The following is an 18,495-nucleotide window of genomic DNA, read 5'->3' as shown; positions in this document are numbered from 1 at the left end:
GGCGGGTTTCGCCGATGCCATGTCAGCCGTCCTGCGCGGGAACCGCCTCCGTCAGATCATAGGTCTGCGTCTTGCGGTGGAGCGGCTTCCCCCCGGTGAAATCGAGATAGCTGTCGTCGCCGATCTGGAAGGCAAAGGGCACCCAGGTTCCGTACAGGATCTCGGCAAGGCTCTTCGTGCTCAGCTTGGGCGGCCGCCACCGGGTCTGAAGATAGCTCTCTATCTCGCTCAACTCCGGCCTGAAACTATAGGATTCGGAAGGGCCGAGCGCGACCTCGTAATTGGAGCAGCCGCGCTTGATGACGATGGGCAGGTCATCGCCGATCTTCGCATTGCCCGCGATCGCCTCGCGCACGAGGGGCACCAGCGCGCGCGCCGCCTCGAGCCCATCGACGAAGAAATAGCCGGCATAGAGATTCTGGCTATGGGGATTGAAGAAATCGACCCCCCATTTGGACCCGCACGGAATGGCGCGCGCGACTTCGTACAGCGCCACCAGCTCGCGCAGGCTCCGCGGCACCAGCTTGACCTTGTAACAGGGCTCGCAGCCCTTGGGCACGGCCGCCTTGCGATAAACCTGGCTGAACAGGAAGCTGTTCAGGAACACGCAGTTCATCGCCGGGCCATTGTCGATGAACGCGAAATAGGAGCGCCTCGGGCCGCCCGGCAGCTCGAGCAAGCCGTCAGCCCCTTGCCGCACCGCGCCTGACTGAATCGCGCTCTCCAGGGCCTCGCCAACCGATCGGTCGCCGATCTTCAGGGCCAGTATCTCGTCGGGCGTCAATGCCATTGCCTGTCCCTTGGCGCGCCGGTCCGGCTTCTCCGGTGCGGACGACAGCTATGACCCGGTTTTGGGCACGCCGAAAGCGGCATTGCGACATTCGGTGAGCGCGGGGCTATCGATTGATGTGCGGATTGCGCCGATAATAACGCCACCTTTTGAAGCTCTGAACGGCGCCACCCAGGATTTGCATGGCTGAGAAGACAGCTCCCAAGGCAACGAACGCGGATGCTGCCAGCGCCGCAATTTCGTGAAGCAGCGCATTCTCGCCCGGCACCGGCCGTGGAAGAAACCGGTTCATGCCGATATAAGCCAGCAACGACAGGCACATTCCCGCGCAGCCGATCACAACCCTTTTCGCGGGCCTCTCATGTCGAAAACGATCATTCGCGAAAATGACCCCGAATGTACCGGCAATCGTAGCATAAAAGAGCGGATCGCGAACCACATCGAACCTCGGTCTCGTCGCAGGGAGACTATCGATGAAACGGATTGTCTGCAAAGCAATCTGTTGCGTTGATATTGGCCGCGACACGCGCGGCCGCGCATACTGGCCTGGAGCGCCGGTTGCGCTGGCCCGTTCGACGGGCGATTGAAGTGGACCGCGCCCAGCGAGGGGAATCGCAGACATGATCGCAGTGTTCGAGGCCTGCGATGAGCGTTGCTGACCGCCGCGGGTGCCCGGTTCCGATTCAAACCGGGGGGCTGACCATGGCAGGGTGGGATCGGACGGAACGCTCCTCGGCCGCCCGTCCCGCTCTTTCTCAGCATGAATATCAAGGGAAAATCGGCGCTGGCTGATAGCTGGCTGTTATGGGCCGGAACAGCCAGAAAGCTGGCTGTTATGCTGGCTGTTAGCTGGCTGTTATTCGATAACAGCCAGCCCGGCCGCAACCATCTGAAAGGAAGCCAGAAACCCCGGTTCGAAATCCAACATAACAGCCAGCAAATAATATAGTCGACATTAACAGCCAGGAACAGCCAGCTTTTCGCGATCGTGGTCGCAGCATCTCGGCCCTGGGCCGCCAAAGGCACCGTTGTTTCGCACCGGCAACAGCGCGCCCAGCTGCGAATTGCCCGGTGCATTAAGCCCGGGCGACCACATCGCGGCCGCCAACGCCGGATTTGCCCGGCAGACCGACCCGGACGGCGAATTCGCCCGAGCCGTCATAATGGCCTCACGTCCCATCACGCCGCAAGGTGAGCACCTCGACGCCGTCCCCGGTCACCGCCACGGTGTGCTCGAACTGGGCCGACAGCTTCCGGTCCTTCGTGACGACCGTCCAGCCGTCCTGCTCGGTCGAAACCAGGCGGCTGCCCTGGTTCAGCATCGGCTCGATGGTGAACACCATGCCCTCCCGCAGTTTCAGCCCTGCCCCCGGCCTGCCGAAATGGAGGATCTGCGGCTCCTCGTGCATCTGCCGGCCGATGCCGTGCCCGCAATAATCCCGCACGACCGAATAGCCGTTCTTCTTGGCATGCCGCTCGATCGCGAAACCGATGTCCCCCAGATGCGCACCGGGCCGCACCGCCCTGATGCCTTTCCACAGCGCCTCCTGCGTCACCTGGACCAGCCGCCGCGCCGCCGGCGGCGCATTGCCGACGAGATAGGTCTTGCTCGAATCGGCGATGAAGCCGTTCTTTTCCAGCGTGATGTCGAGATTGATGATGTCGCCGTCCCGGATGATCTCGTCGGGGTCGGGCACGCCGTGGCACACGACATGGTTGATCGAGCAGTTCAGGACATATTTGAAGCCATATTGCCCCTTGCTCGCCGGCCGCGCGGCGAGATCGACGGTGATGAAGCGCTCGACCAGGTCATTGACCTGCATCGTCGACATGCCGGCGAGATCCTGCCCGTCCAGCATCTCGAAAACCGAGGCGAGCAGCCTGCCGGAGGTTCGCATGAGCATCAGCTCATCGAGCGTCTTGACCATCAGGCAGCCATCGCGCCGGCCATGCTGACATGCGCGATCTCGAACTGCATCTTCACGATCTCGTTGAACGACAGGGTGGGATTGGCCTCGGCGAGCATGCCGATCTTCATCCAGAACTCGGCCTGGGCATTGATCGACCGGCACATGACCGTGCTGGCCCGGCGCGCCTCCTCGTGAAGTTCGCCGTCGATTTTCACAATGCCCATCGGATCCCTCGGCGCTCGCTTGAAAGTACGAACCATATACGGTTCGTATATTCTGCGGTCAACGAGTTGGTGGCAGTGCGTGCCGGAGTCCTAATCTCGCTCGGAATATCGGGGCGGGTTGCGATATCCGGTTCGGCGTTGCGCGTTGATATCGCGGAGAGCAATGATCGCCCATGCGGCGGCGGCGGCGACGAAGAGCATCAGGGGCCACAAGGGCGGATCGTCGGGACTGGCAAAAACGCCTACCGTAATGGTGGCTGCCGCGAGCAAGAAGAGGCTGATCAGGCGCAACCGTTCCAGCGGCCAATAGCGGTAGTCGAAGTCCGAATAATAGTCAGCGACGCGGGTCACGCCCACCCAGTCCAACGCGGGCACGAACAGGACCGCGCCGATGATTTCCGCCGTGCTCATCCGCCGTCAGCCCCCAACCACCGGCTCGAACACCGACCAGCCGGTCCGGTGCACCAGCCGCTCCAGCGCCAGCGCGCCGAGCTGCGAATTGCCCCGCGCGTTCAGCCCCGGCGACCACACGGCGATCGAGGCCCGCCCCGGCGCGATCGCGAGGATGCCCCCGCCGACGCCGGATTTGCCCGGCAGGCCGACCCGGAAGGCGAATTCGCCCGAGCCGTCATAATGGCCGCAGGTCATCATCAGCGCGTTGATGCGGCGGGCGCGCCGCGGCGAGATGACTGAATGGCCGGTCGCCGGGTTGATCCCGCCCGCCATCAGATAGCGCCCGGCAAGCGCGAGTTGGCGGCAGCTCATCGCCAGCGCGCACTGGTTGAAATAGACGCCGAGCGTCAGTTCGACCTGATGGCGGATATTCCCGAACGCGCGCATATAGTTGGCGAGCGCGATGTTGCGGAATCCGGTCTCCTGCTCGGCCGCCGCGACGGCGCCGTCGACGAAGATGCCGTCTTCCCCGGCCAGCGACCGCACGAAGCGGAGGATCTCGCCGATCGCCTCGCGCGGCGCGTGATTGCCGAGGATCATGTCGGCGATGACGATCGCGCCGGCATTGATGAAGGGATTGCGCGGGATGCCCGCCTCGGTCTCGAGCTGGACGATCGAGTTGAACGCAGTGCCCGAAGGCTCGCGCCCCACCCGCTCCCACACCTTGTCGCCGATCGAGCCCAGCGCAAGGGTCAGACTGAAGACCTTCGAGATGCTCTGGATCGAAAAGGCCTCGTCGGCGTCGCCGGCCATGTGGCAGGTGCCGTCGGCCTCGACCACCGCGATGCCGAATTTGCGCGGATCGACCGTCGCCAGCGCGGGGATGTAATCCGCCACCATGCCGCGATGCGGCGCTTCCGCCATTTCAGCGGCGATCTCGGCGATGATGGTTGCGAGCCCGGGCATAGCCGCTTTTAGCGAGCGGCCGGGCTGTGAACAGCAGCTTCTCGATCGGCGAAGCCTGACATGGCCGCAGCTATCCCGCACCGCAGCAAAATATTAAAACCGTAGCCTGGCTGTAACCCCGGCGTCGCACAGCGCGCCTAGCCGCACCCCCATCGGAGGTTCCGACTGAACGGAACCCGGTTGGGGGTCAAACCATGAAGAAATCCGCCATTCGCAAGCCGTTGCTTGGGACAGTCGCCATGCTCGCGCTGCTGGTCGGCACGCCCGCCCGGGCCGCTGGCTCGTCCGATGCGGCGCCGGCGAAGGCCCCCGATACCGACGCTGCGCCCGCGAAGGCCACCGATGCGGACGCGCCCGCCGGCGACAGCGAGATCGTCGTCACCGGCCGCAAGACCCGGTCCGTGGCTGAAGTCTCCGGCGTCGAGATCCAGAAGATCCTGCCGGGCATCAGCCCGTTAAAGGCAATCCAGACCCTGCCCGGCGTGACCTATCTCACCGCCGATCCCTGGGGCAACAATGAGCAGAACATCTCGCTGTTCATCCACGGCTTCAACCAGCAGCAGCTCGGCTATACGCTTGACGGGGTTCCGCTCGGCGACCAGCAATATGGCAATTACAATGGCTTGTCACCGCAACGTGCGATCATCTCGGAGAATGTCGGCCGGGTGACCCTTGCCTCGGGCGCGGGCGATCTCGGCACTGCCTCGACGAGCAATCTCGGCGGCACCATCGACACCTTCTCGAGCGACCCGAAGGATAAGATGGGCGCGACGATCAGCCAGACCGTCGGCAGCTATTCGAGCTTCCGTACCTTTGTGCGCGTCGACACCGGCACTTTCGGGAACGGCAATGCGCTCTATCTCTCGGGCGTGCGCCAGGACGGCCGGGCCTGGGATTTCCAGGGCAAGCAGGGCGGCTATCAGGCGAACGCCAAGTTCGTTCACGACGATTCGACCGGCAAGCTGACCCTCTACGGCGCCTATTCGGACAAGACCGAGCCGAACGAGGACGCGACCGTCATCACCGCCGCGACCGTCGGGACGGCGCCCTATACGCGCCCCTTCTTCTATCCCGACTTTGCCGGGATGGAGGCGTATCTGGCATCGCCCGCCTACAAGGCGGCAGGCTCCAACTATCGCAACTATTACAGCGACGCGCAGCGGACCGACTATCTCGGCTATGCGAAATATGACCTTCATATCAGCGACAAGATCAGCTGGTCGAACCAGGGCTATTACCATCATGACGACGGCGTCGGCGTGGTCGCCGGGCCGATCGACGTCGCCGGGCTTCCCGGGCTGTTCGCCAAATATTTCCCGACCCTGACCGCAGCCCAGCTCAACGCGCAGTTCGGCGGCTCGGGCCTCGCCAGCCGCACGACTGAATATCGGATCGACCGCGAAGGCCTGATCTCGACGCTTCAGGTCGAGCTCGGCGACCACCAGATCGAGCTTGGCGGCTGGTACGAGCATCAAAGCTCGTCATCCTATCGGCGCTGGTATGCGCTCGACGTCAATCACCCCAGCTCGCCCTATACCCGCCCGCTCGACTATGAAGCGCCGCAGATCACGCAATATGGCAGCGAAATCCGGGTCGACGAGATCCAGACCCATATCCAGGACAGCTGGCACGCCCTGCCCACGCTGACCGTCCTGCTCGGTTTCAAGAGCGCCTTCCAGAAGGCGAGCCAGCGCGTCCCGGTTCAGCCGATCCCGGGCTCCTTCTCCGGCTCGACCGCGCTGCCCGTCGGCCAGCTCAACACCGACACGCCCTTCCTGCCGCAGATCGGGCTGCTCTGGGATGTCAGCCCCGACAGCCAGGCCTTCCTCAACGTCCAGAAGAATGTCCGCCAGTTCCAGACCAGCGCAGCCGCGGGCCTGTCGCCCTTCGCGCTCGGCAGCCAGGAAGTGTTCGACGCGTTCAAGGCAAATGTGAAGCCCGAGACGAGCTGGACCTATGAGGTCGGCGCCCGCACCCACAAGGCGCTCGCCTGGGGCCCGATCACCGGCTTCGAGGGGCAGATCAGCTTCTACCATGTCGATTTCAGCAACCGCCTGCTCGCGATCAGCCCGACCACGGTGATCACATCGATCATCAGCGGCGCGGCGGTGATCCAGAATGTCGGCGACGTGAAGACCAACGGCATCGATCTCGCCGGCACGCTGCACTTCGGGCCGCATTTCTCGATCTACAACGCGCTCTCCTACAATGACTCGCGGTACATGCAGAACTATCTGGTCGGCCTCGCCCAGACAGTGGTGCTGACCGCGGACAAGAAAGTGCCGGGATCGCCCGAGTGGCTCAACAAGACGGTTGTGTCGGCCGATTACGGGGTCTTCGACGCGCAGCTGGTCGGCGACTATATGGGGCGGCGCTTTGCGACCTTCACCAACGATCTGTCAGCAAAGGGCTATTTCACGCTCTCCGGCCGGATCGGCGCGACCATTCCCCTGCCGGGCGGCGCGGTCGTCAAGAAGCTGTCGGTCAGCGTGAACGTGACCAACATCACCAACCAGACGGGCGCCTCGACGCTGAGCATCGCGCAGCCGACCAACACCTACAATGCCTTCCCGCTGGCGCCGCGCCAGGTGTTCGGCACGGTGAGCGTGGGATTCTAGCGCTGGTCCGACGGGCGTGCCTTGTCCCGCGGACAAGGCGCGCCTGCTCGACGGTCGCCGGATCACCGGGGCGCAGGAGATCGACTGGCCCGGACGGGATGCCGGGGGCTATGCCGCCTGGCTGGTGTCGACGGCCCTTCTGGGGCCAACGCGCCGCCAGCCATCGGGGCGACGCTCCGGCGCGCTTCCCTCGAAATTCCAGCGCGCGGCGAAAACCACGCGCATCCCCTCGGCCAGGCTGCGCACGCCGAGTTTCCGCATCAGGTTGGCGCGGTAGATCTCGACGGTGCGCGGGCTGATCGCCAGGTCGTCGGCAATCATCTTGTTCGCCCGCCCGTCGACAAGGCCCTTCAGCACATCGCGCTCGCGGCACGACAGATGGCCGATCTTCTCGCGCGCCGCCTCGCCCATCAGCAATTCGACCCGCTCGGCGTCGAGGCGTGCACCTGCCGCGTCGATCGCAGCGAGCAACGCCTCGTCGTCATAAGGCTTGGTGACGAGATCGGCCGCGCCCGCCTTCATCGCGCGAACCACCACGGGAATCGCCTCCACCCCGGTCAGAAGCACGGTGACGAACCTGCCCTCACCCGCCGCGCGAAGCGCGCCGACGATCTCGGCGCCGTCGATATCCGGCACCTGGAGCTCGAGCAGCACGATGCCTGGCTCGAGCGTGTCGGCCGCTTCCAGGAAAGCCCTCCCGGTCCGAAAAGTCCGGACCACGAGATCCCGCTTGCCGTGGAGCAGCATCGTGACAGACCGGCGCACGGCGGCGTCATCGTCGACGAGATAGACAAAAGTCATGGCACTTCCTGATACGCGGAACAGGTGGCGTGTGACGCTGAACCGACAGGCCTGCCGCCACATTTTGGAATATCGTGATTAACATCCATTAAGGTTTGATAGCGCGGCACGGAATCGGCGCAGTTCAGGTCTTTTACCTATTCCCCGATGGGGCCACTATCGATCGGGCTCAGGCTTCCCCCCCCCCCGATAAACGGGGGAAACTGGCGCAACGTCACGCTCGCCGAGAGCTGGTAGAGCCATTCGCGGCGGCGATCGAGAAACAGGAACAGCCGCGCATCGCCGTCCAGCCGGTGCAGCCCGGCCGAGGCGAAGAACGTCGTTTTGCCCGCCTCGCGCCAGCCGACCCGATCAAAAATCGTCTGCTTGCCAAATCGGCCACAGCCAACGCGGAATTTGGTTTTCGCTTCTGGCGCGCTATAGGCTGTCGCGACGACGTTGCCCTTCGGGTCCAGGATCGAAAAATCCACTGCCTCCTGTGCTTTGCGCTAAGCATATAAGAAGCGGGCGGTGGATGCGACAGCCGATCCGTCGACATTCAACCTCAGACACTACCGATCAACAGCACTCGTTAACGCGAACAGGGTAGACGTCCTACCCTGATTGGATTCGCCCGACCGTCGGGCAACAGCGGAATTGGCATGACAGTAAGCTGGAATGCCGGGTCGTTCGAGCGACAGCTCAGAACGGGCGGACAAATGTTCGAGGCCGCGTTTCACGCCGCGGTCATCGGCAAGGCCATCGTCGCGGTGACGGGGCATATCGTCGAAGCGAATGCATCGCTCGCGGCGATGCTCGGTCGCGCGCCCGAGGCACTGCGTGGCATGCATTTCGCCGATTTCACGCATCCGCACGATATCCAGGCCGATCTCCATCTCTTCGACGAGGTCATGCACGGCGCGCGCGACAGCTATCAGCTCGAAAAACGCTATCTGCGATGTGATGGCGCCACGGTTCACGTCCTCCTCAGCACCACGGTGGTGCGCGAGGATAACGGCACGCCCATCCAGTTCATCTCCGAGATCATTGATCTGAGCGAGAGCCGGCGGGTCGGCATCGCGCTCGAGGAAGCCAATGCCAAGCTGCGCAGGCAGGTGATCACCGACCATCTGACCGGCCTCTATAACCGGCGCGGCTTTGAAGACGCGCTGGCGGCAGTGTCTCCGGGCGAGACGGCCAGCCTGTTGCTGGTCGACCTCGACGATTTCAAGGCAGTGAACGACCGGCTGGGGCACGAAGCCGGAGACCTCGTGCTTGCCGAAGTCGGCAGGCGGCTGCTCGGGTTGGTCAGTCGCGGCGATTGCGTCGCGCGGGTGGGCGGCGACGAATTCAGCATCATCCTGGCCGGCGCCGGTGCCGAGCTGGCTCAGGAAACCGCGGCGCGCGTCGTCGGCCATCTGGGCGCCGTGTTCCATGTGGGAGGCGATCTCGTGCATATCGGGGCAAGCGTCGGGGCCGCCTGTTCCGATCCGAATTGCGCGACGCCCCGGGGGTTGAAGGCGAAGGCCGATGCGGCACTCTATGCAGCCAAGCGCGCCGGGCGCGGGACATGGCAACTGGCGGATTAGCCGTCGCCCCACCCGATTTTCCGGGCCCGATTGTCAGGGGGGAGTCGGGTTTCACCCGGACTCGGGGGGTCGCTGAACCATTGGAAGCCATTGGGCGAGAATGTCGAACGGAACCGGGCTGAGAAAAGCCAGGCCCGCAACGCCGCCCCGGCTCCAGCGCACCTGGCCGGTGAGCGGCGGCAGGCCGTCAATGAGCAAGGTGAGCTTCTCCCTGACATCGACCGGCTCTTCGACGGCGACCCGGGCACCACCCTGCGATATGTTGTTGAGGGTGATCGGGCGATGGACCATGTTCACCCGGGCGGTCGCGCCGATATTCAGCTCAACACGCGGCGCGCGCGGCGCCGGCGCATCGGGAAAACGCTCGCGGACCGAGAGGATCAGCGCCGGATCCGTCCGTTCGGCGAACTGTACGCCCATGACGCTGTCGCGCTGCCAGACCACCCGTGCAGGAATCGTCACGCCGGACGCGAACTCGAACGTGACCGCGCTGTCGACCTCGATCGCCGAATAGACATGCGCGGTGAGGCCGCGCGACGAGAGATTGCGGACCAGGCAAAGCTCCTCGCGCTCCGAGGTGCGCAGCTTGGCGACGAGACGAACCGTCATCTGACGGAATTCCTCCCGCCGGTCCGGCACTACAGCGGCTTGCGCGGGCGGGTCGGGCTCGGGATTGCTGGCCATGCTCGAACCTCCTGCGACTGGGGCGTGGCTGAACCGGGCCGTCCGCCGATCCGCCGATAGCCATCCCTCCTGCGCAATACTTGTGGATCGTCAATATTACAAAGACGTCAACAACGCTGGAAAAGCCCTTAACAGAATCTTCCGGACGCACCATTGCAGCGTGCTTTGCGTCATCGGGGCCGCCCGGCTATCACGCGCCATGCGGTCGAAGGGTGACGAGATGGACAGCTACAGGGCCGAAACGCTGCACTTGCCGCTGCTCGATCTAGTCCCGCGCTTCAGCGGTGCGTACCGCACGGTGATCGCGGCGCGGCAGCGCTCGACGCTCTACCTGATCGCTGCCTTCTGGCTGTTCACCTTCGCGGTGCTATCGATCCACTCGGCCGTCTCCGAGGCACTCCCCTTCCAGATCCTCGGGCCGCGCCGGCTCCTGACCGCCGCGTTCGGCACGTTGCTGTGTCTCGCCATGGTCAGGTTGCACGCCAGGCTGCGCTCACGTTCCTTCCCGCGCTGGATCCTGTGGGGAACGATCGGCGCCCTGGTGATGGCGATTGCCGTTACCGGGTTCAGCATGGTGATGAACCGGATCGTCGCCCCGCTGCCCGGCATGCCCGCCATTAATACAGCGGAGATGATCCAGCGGATCCTGCTCTGGTTCGGCTATTGCCTCGCCTGGACCGGCACGCATCTCGCAATGACCTATCATTGGGAGGTCGAGGACGAGCAGCAGCGGGCCGCGGCGCTGGTGGAACTGGCGCAGCAGGCGCAGATTGCCGCGCTGCGCTACCAGATCAACCCGCATTTCCTGTTCAACACGCTCAATTCGATTTCGGCGCTGGTAATGGAACGCCGCAACGACGATGCCGAGTCAATGCTGCTCAACCTTTCAGCCTTTGTGCGCACGACCTTCGCCACTGATCCGAGCGCGCTGATCCCGCTCAGCGAAGAGGTGGGGCTGCAACGCCTCTATCTCGAGATCGAGGAAGCGCGCTTTTCTGAGCGGATGCGCGTGATCTTCGAGATCCCCGAAAGTCTCGAGGGCGCCCTGGTGCCAGCGCTGATCCTCCAGCCGCTGGTCGAGAACGCGCTGCGCCACGGCGTCGGCGAATCCGAGGCGATGACGGTGGTGCGTATCTGCGCTGCCCGCCGCAGCCACCGTCTCCAGCTCCTCGTCGACGACGATGGAGCCGGCTGGCGGCGCAGCGGCGGCACCGGGCTCGGGCTCAACAATGTCCGCGATCGGCTCCAGGCGCATTTCGGCGACCAGGCGAGCTTCACGGCAGGGGCGCGCGCAACCGGCGGCTTCCGCGTCGAGCTCGAGCTGCCGCTCGAGCTGGCCGCATGAAGCCGCTGCCGTGAAACCGCTGCGCGCGATCCTGGTCGACGACGAGCCGCTCGCGCTGGGCCGGCTTTCGCGCTCGCTCGAGGCGATCGAGGAGGTCGCCGTCATCGGCAGCACCACCAGCAGCAGCCAGGCGCTGCGGCTGATCGGCGAAAGCCGTCCCGACGTGGTGTTCCTCGACATCGCGATGCCGGGGCTCAACGGCTTCGAGCTGGTCGAACGCCTTTCGGCCGGCGACCTGCCCGCAATCGTCTTCGTCACTGCGTTCGACACCCATGCCGTGAAGGCCTTTGGGGTGGACGCAGCCGACTATCTGCTCAAGCCAGTCGCGCCCGATCGCCTTCGCGCCTCGCTCGGCCGTGCGCGCGCCTGGCTCGATGGGCGTCCCGGCCGGGACCGTACCCCTGCGCCGGACGCGGATGCGGGCCGGGAGGCGGAGAATGCGGCACCGGCCATCGACAGCCTCTGGGCCCATCGCCACCGCGAGGCGGTGCGCATCGACATCGACAGCGTCGACCTCATCGAGGCCGAGGGCGATTATGTCAGGCTGCACAGCGCCGATGGCGGCGGGCTGGTACGAATGACACTCTCGGCGCTCGAGGCACGGCTCGATGGAGCCACCTTCATCCGCATCCACCGTTCGGCGATCTGCCGGCGCAGCGCGATTACCGGGCTGCGGCGCAAATCGACCGGCGCGCTGGTCGCCACGCTCGGCAATGGCGACGAGGTGCCGGTGGGGCGGAAGTTCGGTGGCGGACTGCGCACGCTGTTGCGGCGGATGCAGCGATGACTTTAATACAGATTAATAAGGGACTGTTTATCGCTGCCTTTTCCGCCACATGGCTAGAATGTCATATCTCGTTGGAACTTTTTCGTGGGACGTTCGTCGCGCATTGGTGACGATTGTCGCATGTCGTTGGCGGGGCGTTTCAACCTCACCTAGGCCCGGGCCCAGGTGAGGCGGTTATAATGTCTCCGCTACGCTGACAGCGGGAATGACACAGCGACATTGCCCCCGTTGCTGCAGTTCCCGCTGTCATCAGCGTCTATAAATAAAAGAATCGGTCGCACGGGTGAACACAGGGGGCGCCGGGCAAAATGTCCGGTGCGGTAAAAGGAGGTGCACGACCGATATGGGAACATTGAAGGGGCGAACCCTATGGTTCCGGCCATGCGCGCAAAGGGCCTTGCGTACATCGTCGAATGCTCCGACATGCGCCTGTTCTCCGAGTGCTCGTCCGTCTGCGCTCACGCGTCCGTTGGCGCGTGCGCGCTTCCACCTGGCACCCGGACGATGAGCGTCGTCCCCGGCGCATCGACCCGGCCCCCGGCTGCAACGGCACCAGTTGCGCTGGAGCCGATATTTCAATTCCTGTATGGATGGCGTCGCCATCAATGTCGCGGAGCGCGTTCGATGTGCCTGTTTGCTTACCGTCCTTCCATCCTTGCCGCGGTCGCGATACTTGCCCTGACGCCGGGGCCGGCGCTCGCTTATGGCGGGCCGGGCCTCGGGCTCGGCGCGATCTCGACCGCATTCGGCGTGCTCGGCGCAATCTTCCTCGGGATATTCGCGTTGCTCTGGTATCCCTTCAAGCGGCTGGTCAGGCGTATCCGCGCGAGCGTGCCGCGGCGTGGCGGCGATCCGGACAAATAGGTGTTGGTCACCCTGTTCCTGTTCGCGGCGACCGTCGCGACGATAGAGTTGGCTCGAGGGGTGCGGCTGCTTGCCCGTTTCCGCGAGCTCGCCGTGGTCGGTGGCCGATCGGCCCGGCTGCTCCCGCGCACCGGCGTCTCGGAATGGGCGAAGGAACGCGCGATGCGGCTGATGGCGGTAAAGCTGCTCGGCAGCTCGCTGCATGCCGGCGCGCTGCTCACGCTGGCCGGCATGCCGCTGGCGCTGGCGCTGGCGGTGACCCGCGATTCACCGACTGACTGGGGGGCGCGAGCGCTGCTCCTCACCGCGACGATCGGCTACTCGCTCGCGCGGCGGCGGTTCCGCATCGCCCCCGACACCGCCGAGCACCTCCTCCACCGGCTGACATTGGGCAGCGCGCCGGTGCGCGACATCTCGTTCGATATCGAGCGCGCCGCCTATCGGACGAAGCTGCCGCGCGACGCGGGGCCTGGGCCGATCTTCGTCACCGGACTGGCGCGTGCCGGCACCACGATCGTGATGCGGAGCCTGCACGAGAGCGGCGGCTTCGCCTCGCTTTCCTATCGCGACCTGCCGCTGCCGATGGCGCCCAACAGCCTGGCGCGCCTCGCGCGCGGCGCGAAGCGTTCGGTCGCCACGCAGGAACGTGGACACGGCGACGGCATCTTCCACGATCTCGACAGCCCCGAGGCGATCGAAGAGGTGTTCTGGAGCCATTTCGAGGGCGCGCGCTATCGCCAGCCGCAAGCGCTATCGCCGCAGCCGGTCGCGCCCGATACGATCGCTGCGTTCCGCGATTATGTCGGGCTGGTGCGGCTGCGCCATGGCGGCGGGCGCTATCTGTCGAAGAACAACAACAATGTGCTGCGGCTGCCCGCGCTGATCGAGGCGTTTCCCGATGCGGTGCTGCTCCACCCGTTTCGCGACCCGCTGCAACAGGCGGCGTCGCTACGCCACCAGCATCGCCGCGCCTGCGCGCTGGCCGAGGAGGACCCGCGCCGCGCCAGTTTCATGACCTGGCTCGGCCATCACGAGTTCGGCAGAGATCAGCGGCCCTTCGCCTTTCCCGGCGCGCCCGGGCCCGATGAGGACCGGGAGTCGCTGGATTACTGGGTGAAAGCGTGGATCAGCGTCTATCGCTCGCTCTCGCTCCAGCCCGAGGCAGTCGGCGCGCAGCAGGTCTTTGTCGATTATGACCGGCTGTGTCGTGGCGGCGGCAAGCTCGGTCCCCTGCTCACTGAGCGGCTCGGGCTCGACCGGACGCATGAGCCGGCCGGGTTCAGGCCGCCGGCGCCTCACGCGGTGGAAGAGACGAGCCCAGCGCTGATCGCCGAAGCCTATGCCCTGCACGCCACGCTCGTCCAGCGCGCCGAACCGACCCCGGGATTTCACCGGGCCGTCGCCGGCTGACGATCGACGCCGGCATCGGCGATTTCCCCGACGGGGAACATTGGCAAAAATCAATCTGTAACCTGACCGTCATCGAACCGTCGCGCGCTGAAGCTACCCGCCCCCCAGGGATAGCCGGGGGAAATCATGACCAGCATTGCTTCGTTGCGCGCGGGATGCGCGCTTTTCGTATTGGCGTTCGGCGGCTTCGCGGCACAAATGGCATGGGCGGAGACGATCCGCGGACGAATCGTCGACGACGCCAAGCGCACCGCCCTGCCCGGCGCGACGATCCGCATCAGCGCGACCGGCGCGACCGCGACCGCCGCCGCTGATGGCAGCTTCTCGATCGACGGCATGCCCGCCGGCACCCAGCATGTCACGATCGACTATGTCGGATACGATACCAAGGCGATCGATCTCGAGGCGAGCGCCGATCCCGCGGCCATGGATATCGGGCTGACCAGCGCGGTCGCGGCGGCGGATATCGTCGTCACCGGCAACCGCCTGGCCGAGCGCCGGGCACTCCAGACCAAGAAATCGGCCGACAATGTCGTCGAGGCGCTCTACGCGAACGATGTCGGCAAGCTGCCCGACCAGAATGTCGCGGAGGCGGTGCGCCGCCTCCCCGGCCTCTCCGTCGCCAACGATCAGGGCGAGGGCCGCTATGTCATCATTCGCGGCATCGACCCGAACCTGATCAACGTCACGCTCAACAACCAGACGCTGCCCGCGCCCGAGCCCGGCGGCCGTGTCGTCAAGCTCGACGACATTCCCTCGTCGCTGATCGCGGCCGTGGTGGTGACGAAGTCGCTCGTCGCCTCGCAGGACGCCAACGCAGTCGGCGGCGCGGTCGATATCCGCACCGTCTCCGCGTTCGACCGCAACAAGAGCTTCTTTCTCGATGGCCGGGGTGCCGCCGGCTATTACAAGCTCAACGGCAAGACGCCCTATGAGCTCGACGGCCAGGTCGGCGGGATTTTCGGGCAGTTCGGGGCGGTCGTCTCGGTCAATTATTCGAGCCGGCCGATCGAATCCGAAAATTTCCAGGGCTCGACCAATTATGTCGCGCAGCCCAATGGCAGCCTGGTTCCCGACCAGAACGGCCTGCGCGACTATAATCTGGTCCGTACCCGGCTCGGCGTGGTCGGCAATTTCGACTGGCGCCCGAATGACGACGTGAAAATCTATCTGCGCAGCAGCTATTCGAAATTCACCGATCACGAGACCCGCGACCAGAACCGGCTGGGCAGCGAAACCAATATCACCACGACCGGCGCGACCACCGGCACCTTCAACGCAGTCGGCACCGTGCTGGTGCGGCGACGCGAGGAAGACGACAACACCAAGTCGATCACGCTCGGCGGCGCGTTCAATCTCGGCGGCGGCACGCTGGAAGCCTCGGGCGGCTGGACCAAGGCGGTGAAGACCGACCCGATCCGCAGCGAATATACTTTCTCCACCGCGCGCGGCATCTCGAGCAAGGCGCCGGTCGCCGTCTCCTACGATCTCTCCACCGAACCGGTCTACAGCTTCACCGACACGGCCGGCGCGTTCTCGGACGGCAGCCGGTTCGGGCTGACCAAATATAATCTCGAGACGCGTCAGGCTTTCGAGGAATTGTGGCAGGGCCGGGTCGATTACACCCTGCCGATCGGCCTTGGCGACGATTCCTCGATCAAGGTCGGCGCGAAATATCTCGATCGGCACAAGTTCAACAACCAGGACAAGCTGAATTACAAACAGGGCAGCGTTGCCTGGGGCCTCAACACGGTTTCCCGTACCGGCGACACCGGTTTCTACGACGGGATGTTCGGGTTCGGCGAGCGGATCGATTATAATGCGGCGCGCGCCTATGCCGATGCCCATCCCGGCGTGATCGCGATCGATACGGGGAGCACCGTCTCCGACACGCTCTCCTCCGACTATGACGTGCATGAATCGATCAGCGCCGGCTATGCGATGGCGACGCTGAAGTTCGGCGGGCTGACCCTGGTGCCCGGCATCCGCGTCGAGCATACCGAGGACAGGAACAGCGCGAAGCTCGTCAAGACGGGCTCGACCGTCAATGACGGGTATGACAGCTTCGGCAGCAAGCAGTATACCGACTGGTTTCCCGGCCTCAATGCCAAGTATGAGATTGACCGGAACTTCCTGCTGCGCGGCGCGGTGACCACCTCCATCGGCCGGCCCAATTATGCCGACCTTGCCCCCTACGTCATCGTGGTCGACGGGTCGCCGGCATCGGTGGCGCTCGGCAATCCGTCGCTCAAGCCGTACAAGGCGCTCAACCTCGACGCCTCGCTCGAATATTATCTGCCGAGCCAGGGCGTGCTGTCGATCGGCCTGTTCTACAAGCATATCGACAACCCGATCTACACCCAGACCGCCCGGATGCTGAACGGCACTTATGCCGGGGTGGCCTATGCCAGCGCCGACGTGTCGCAACCGCTCAACGCCGACGACGAAACGGTGCAGGGAGTTGAGGTAAACGGCCAGGTACAGTTCACCTTCCTGCCTTCACCGTTCGACGGGCTCGGCATTTCAGCCAATTACACCCATGTCAGCGGCCATGCGAGCGCCCCGGGCTTGCGCGCGGGCGACATCCCGCTCTTCGACCAGTCGCACGACATCGGCAATGTGCAGATCTTCTACGAGAAATATGGCTTCGCCGCGCGCGTGGCCTTCTCCTACCGCTCGGCCTATCTCGATGCGCTGGGCAAGAGCGCTGCCCTGGACCAATATACCGATGCCAATGGCCAGATCGACGTTCATGCCAGCTACCAGCTCCTCAAGCAGGTCACGATCTTCGCTGACGGCACCAACCTGACCGACGCACCGTGGCGCCGCTATATCGGCAACCCCGGCCAGCTCGTCGAGCGCGAGCGCTACAGCTTCCTGCTACGGGGCGGCGTGCAGGTTCATTTCTGACGGGGACGAGATGATGAGGAAGCTGATCCTGGCGGCGGCAACGCTCGCACTGGCCGCCGGTAGCAGCGCCGAGGCGAAGCCCGGCGTTGCCGTCGAGCGCATCGTGCTGCTGATGCGCCACGGTGTCCGCCCGCCGACCAAGGCGCAGCCGATGCCGGTGGGGATCGCCGTCGACGCCTGGCCGGCCTGGCCGGTCAAGCCGGGCTATCTGACCCCGCACGGCGCGCAGGCAGTGACCCTGCTCGGCGGGTTCGACCGCTCAGTGCTGGCGGCGCGGCTGTTCGGGCACGCCTGCCCGCCGGCCGGATCGGTCTCGGTCCATGCCGACAGCGACCAGCGCACGATCGCCACCGCGGATGCGTGGCTGGCCGGCTTCGCCCCGGGCTGCGGCATCATCAGTGACCATCATGCCCAGGACGACCCCGACCCGCTCTTCTCGCCGATCGACACCGGCGCAGTGCCGTTCGACCCGGCCCGCGCCAATGACGCGGTAGCCGCCGATCTCGCGCCCGGCGGGCTGGCCGCGGTAGAGTCGGCGCAGCGCGGCGTGCTCGCCATGCTCGATCGCATCCTGTGCGGGCCGAAGCCGGTCGCCGGGTGCGGCGTCTCGGGCAAGCCGAGCCGGCTCGTGCCGGCTGACGCGGGGCAGAAGCCCAAGTTCAAGGGCGCGCTCGATCTCGGCTCGACCGCCGGGCAGATCCTGCTGCTCGAATATGCCGAGGGCAAGCCGATGGCCGAGATCGGCTGGGGCCGCGCGAGCAGGGCCGACATTGCCGCGGCGAGCACGCTCCATGCGGTCGAATATCGGGTGCTGGCGCGGCCAGCCTATGTGGCGGCGAGCAACAGCGCGCTGATCGCCAGGCGCATGGTGGCCGCGCTGACCGATCCGCATGCCGCCCGGCTGACCCTGCTCGTCGGCCACGACACCAATGTCGCGGCGCTGGCGGGATTGCTCGACCTCCATTGGCATGCCCCCGGCTTCGCCGCTGACGATCCGTCGCCGGGCGGGGCGATCGGCTTCGAGCTGGTCGGCGACGGCGCGGGGAAGCGCTTCGTCCGGGCGATCTTCAGGTCGCAGTCTCTCGACGGGATCAGGGCGCTTGCGCCGGTGCCGGCCAGCGCGGTGACGATGCTGCCGATCCCGGGGTGCCGCGCCGTGCCTGGCCGGGGTTGCCCGCTGGCGCGGTTCACGGCGCTGGTCGAACAGCGGCTGGCGCGCTGACGG

General features: G+C 65.3%; 18 protein-coding genes and 1 pseudogene. 9 read left to right on the top strand and 10 right to left on the bottom strand.

The genetic code is table 11. The features are described from left to right. Nucleotides 1-22: 22 nt before the first annotated feature. Together ABD050_RS01150 and ABD050_RS01145 are read right to left on the bottom strand one after the other, a co-directional pair. Nucleotides 23-790, bottom strand: coding sequence for a hypothetical protein (locus ABD050_RS01150; protein WP_343887278.1), 768 nt, complete (start codon nt 788-790; stop codon nt 23-25). 106 nt (nt 791-896) lie between these two features. Then, entirely contained in the window at nt 897-1,229 is a 333-nt protein-coding gene (locus tag ABD050_RS01145; RefSeq protein WP_343887277.1) for a hypothetical protein, read from the bottom strand. 321 nt (nt 1,230-1,550) lie between these two features. On the opposite strand from ABD050_RS01145, the gene ABD050_RS01140 reads away from it, so the two are divergent. Next, the gene (locus ABD050_RS01140) at nt 1,551-1,739 is read left to right on the top strand and encodes a hypothetical protein (protein WP_343887276.1); all 189 of its coding nucleotides are present in this window, start codon (nt 1,551-1,553) and stop codon (nt 1,737-1,739) included. Between the two features lie 6 nt (nt 1,740-1,745). On the opposite strand, the pseudogene ABD050_RS28985 reads toward ABD050_RS01140, so the two are convergent. The 5 genes and pseudogenes from ABD050_RS28985 to ABD050_RS01115 all read right to left on the bottom strand — a co-directional run. After that, nucleotides 1,746-1,959 (bottom strand): annotated as a pseudogene (locus tag ABD050_RS28985) (glutaminase); the annotation flags it as partial. Beyond that, the gene (gene map / locus ABD050_RS01130; RefSeq protein WP_343887275.1) at nt 1,960-2,718 is read right to left on the bottom strand and encodes a type I methionyl aminopeptidase; all 759 of its coding nucleotides are present in this window, start codon (nt 2,716-2,718) and stop codon (nt 1,960-1,962) included. Beyond that, nucleotides 2,718-2,924 carry a ParD-like family protein gene (locus ABD050_RS01125; RefSeq protein WP_343887274.1) on the bottom strand — a complete coding sequence of 69 codons (207 nt, stop codon included), beginning with the start codon at nt 2,922-2,924 and terminating at the stop codon, nt 2,718-2,720. Before ABD050_RS01125 ends, map begins: the two co-directional genes overlap by 1 nt. A 90-nt stretch (nt 2,925-3,014) precedes the next feature. Next, entirely contained in the window at nt 3,015-3,335 is a 321-nt protein-coding gene (locus ABD050_RS01120; RefSeq protein WP_343887273.1) for a hypothetical protein, read from the bottom strand. Between the two features lie 6 nt (nt 3,336-3,341). Next, nucleotides 3,342-4,283 (bottom strand): glutaminase, encoded by a 942-nt coding sequence (locus ABD050_RS01115; RefSeq protein WP_343887272.1) that lies wholly within the window; start codon nt 4,281-4,283, stop codon nt 3,342-3,344. Between the two features lie 194 nt (nt 4,284-4,477). Here ABD050_RS01115 and ABD050_RS01110 point away from each other — a divergent pair, with 194 nt between their 5' ends. Continuing rightward, on the top strand, nt 4,478-6,901 hold the full coding sequence (locus ABD050_RS01110) for a TonB-dependent receptor (protein ID WP_343887271.1): 2,424 nt from the start codon (nt 4,478-4,480) through the stop codon (nt 6,899-6,901). A 108-nt stretch (nt 6,902-7,009) separates the two neighbouring features. On the opposite strand, the gene ABD050_RS01105 is transcribed toward ABD050_RS01110, so the two are convergent. After that, the gene (locus tag ABD050_RS01105) at nt 7,010-7,702 is read right to left on the bottom strand and encodes a response regulator transcription factor (protein ID WP_343887270.1); all 693 of its coding nucleotides are present in this window, start codon (nt 7,700-7,702) and stop codon (nt 7,010-7,012) included. 137 nt (nt 7,703-7,839) lie between these two features. Next, nucleotides 7,840-8,172, bottom strand: a complete 333-nt coding sequence (locus ABD050_RS01100) for a hypothetical protein (protein ID WP_343887269.1) — start codon at nt 8,170-8,172, stop codon at nt 7,840-7,842. A gap of 171 nt (nt 8,173-8,343) precedes the next feature. On the opposite strand from ABD050_RS01100, the gene ABD050_RS01095 reads away from it, so the two are divergent. Further along, nucleotides 8,344-9,270, top strand: a complete 927-nt coding sequence (locus tag ABD050_RS01095; protein ID WP_343887268.1) for a GGDEF domain-containing protein — start codon at nt 8,344-8,346, stop codon at nt 9,268-9,270. Nucleotides 9,271-9,321: 51 nt separating this feature from the next. Here ABD050_RS01095 and ABD050_RS01090 read toward each other — a convergent pair whose 3' ends face one another. After that, entirely contained in the window at nt 9,322-9,954 is a 633-nt protein-coding gene (locus ABD050_RS01090) for a PilZ domain-containing protein (RefSeq protein ID WP_343887267.1), read from the bottom strand. Nucleotides 9,955-10,153: 199 nt separating this feature from the next. Between ABD050_RS01090 and ABD050_RS01085 the strand changes: the two genes are divergently transcribed. From ABD050_RS01085 to ABD050_RS01060, 6 genes are all read left to right on the top strand, one after another. After that, nucleotides 10,154-11,299, top strand: a complete 1,146-nt coding sequence (locus ABD050_RS01085) for a sensor histidine kinase (protein ID WP_343887266.1) — start codon at nt 10,154-10,156, stop codon at nt 11,297-11,299. 10 nt (nt 11,300-11,309) lie between these two features. Beyond that, nucleotides 11,310-12,086, top strand: coding sequence for a LytR/AlgR family response regulator transcription factor (locus ABD050_RS01080; RefSeq protein WP_343887264.1), 777 nt, complete (start codon nt 11,310-11,312; stop codon nt 12,084-12,086). Nucleotides 12,087-12,710: 624 nt separating this feature from the next. Then, a complete protein-coding gene (locus tag ABD050_RS01075) occupies nt 12,711-12,950 on the top strand; it encodes a hypothetical protein (RefSeq protein WP_343887263.1) in 240 nt (79 codons plus the stop codon). Continuing rightward, nucleotides 12,951-14,360: a sulfotransferase gene (locus ABD050_RS01070; protein ID WP_343887262.1), complete on the top strand. Its 1,410-nt coding sequence runs from the start codon at nt 12,951-12,953 to the stop codon at nt 14,358-14,360. Between the two features lie 126 nt (nt 14,361-14,486). After that, on the top strand, nt 14,487-17,270 hold the full coding sequence (locus ABD050_RS01065) for a TonB-dependent receptor (RefSeq protein WP_343887261.1): 2,784 nt from the start codon (nt 14,487-14,489) through the stop codon (nt 17,268-17,270). Nucleotides 17,271-17,283: 13 nt separating this feature from the next. Further along, nucleotides 17,284-18,492, top strand: a complete 1,209-nt coding sequence (locus tag ABD050_RS01060; RefSeq protein ID WP_343887260.1) for a histidine-type phosphatase — start codon at nt 17,284-17,286, stop codon at nt 18,490-18,492. Nucleotides 18,493-18,495: the final 3 nt, after the last annotated feature.

This window comes from Sphingomonas oligophenolica (genome assembly GCF_039522915.1).
GTDB classification, from domain to species: domain Bacteria; phylum Pseudomonadota; class Alphaproteobacteria; order Sphingomonadales; family Sphingomonadaceae; genus Sphingomonas; species Sphingomonas oligophenolica.
Note: the sequence above shows the minus strand (reverse complement) of the source record. Positions and strands in the feature narration are given on the sequence as shown.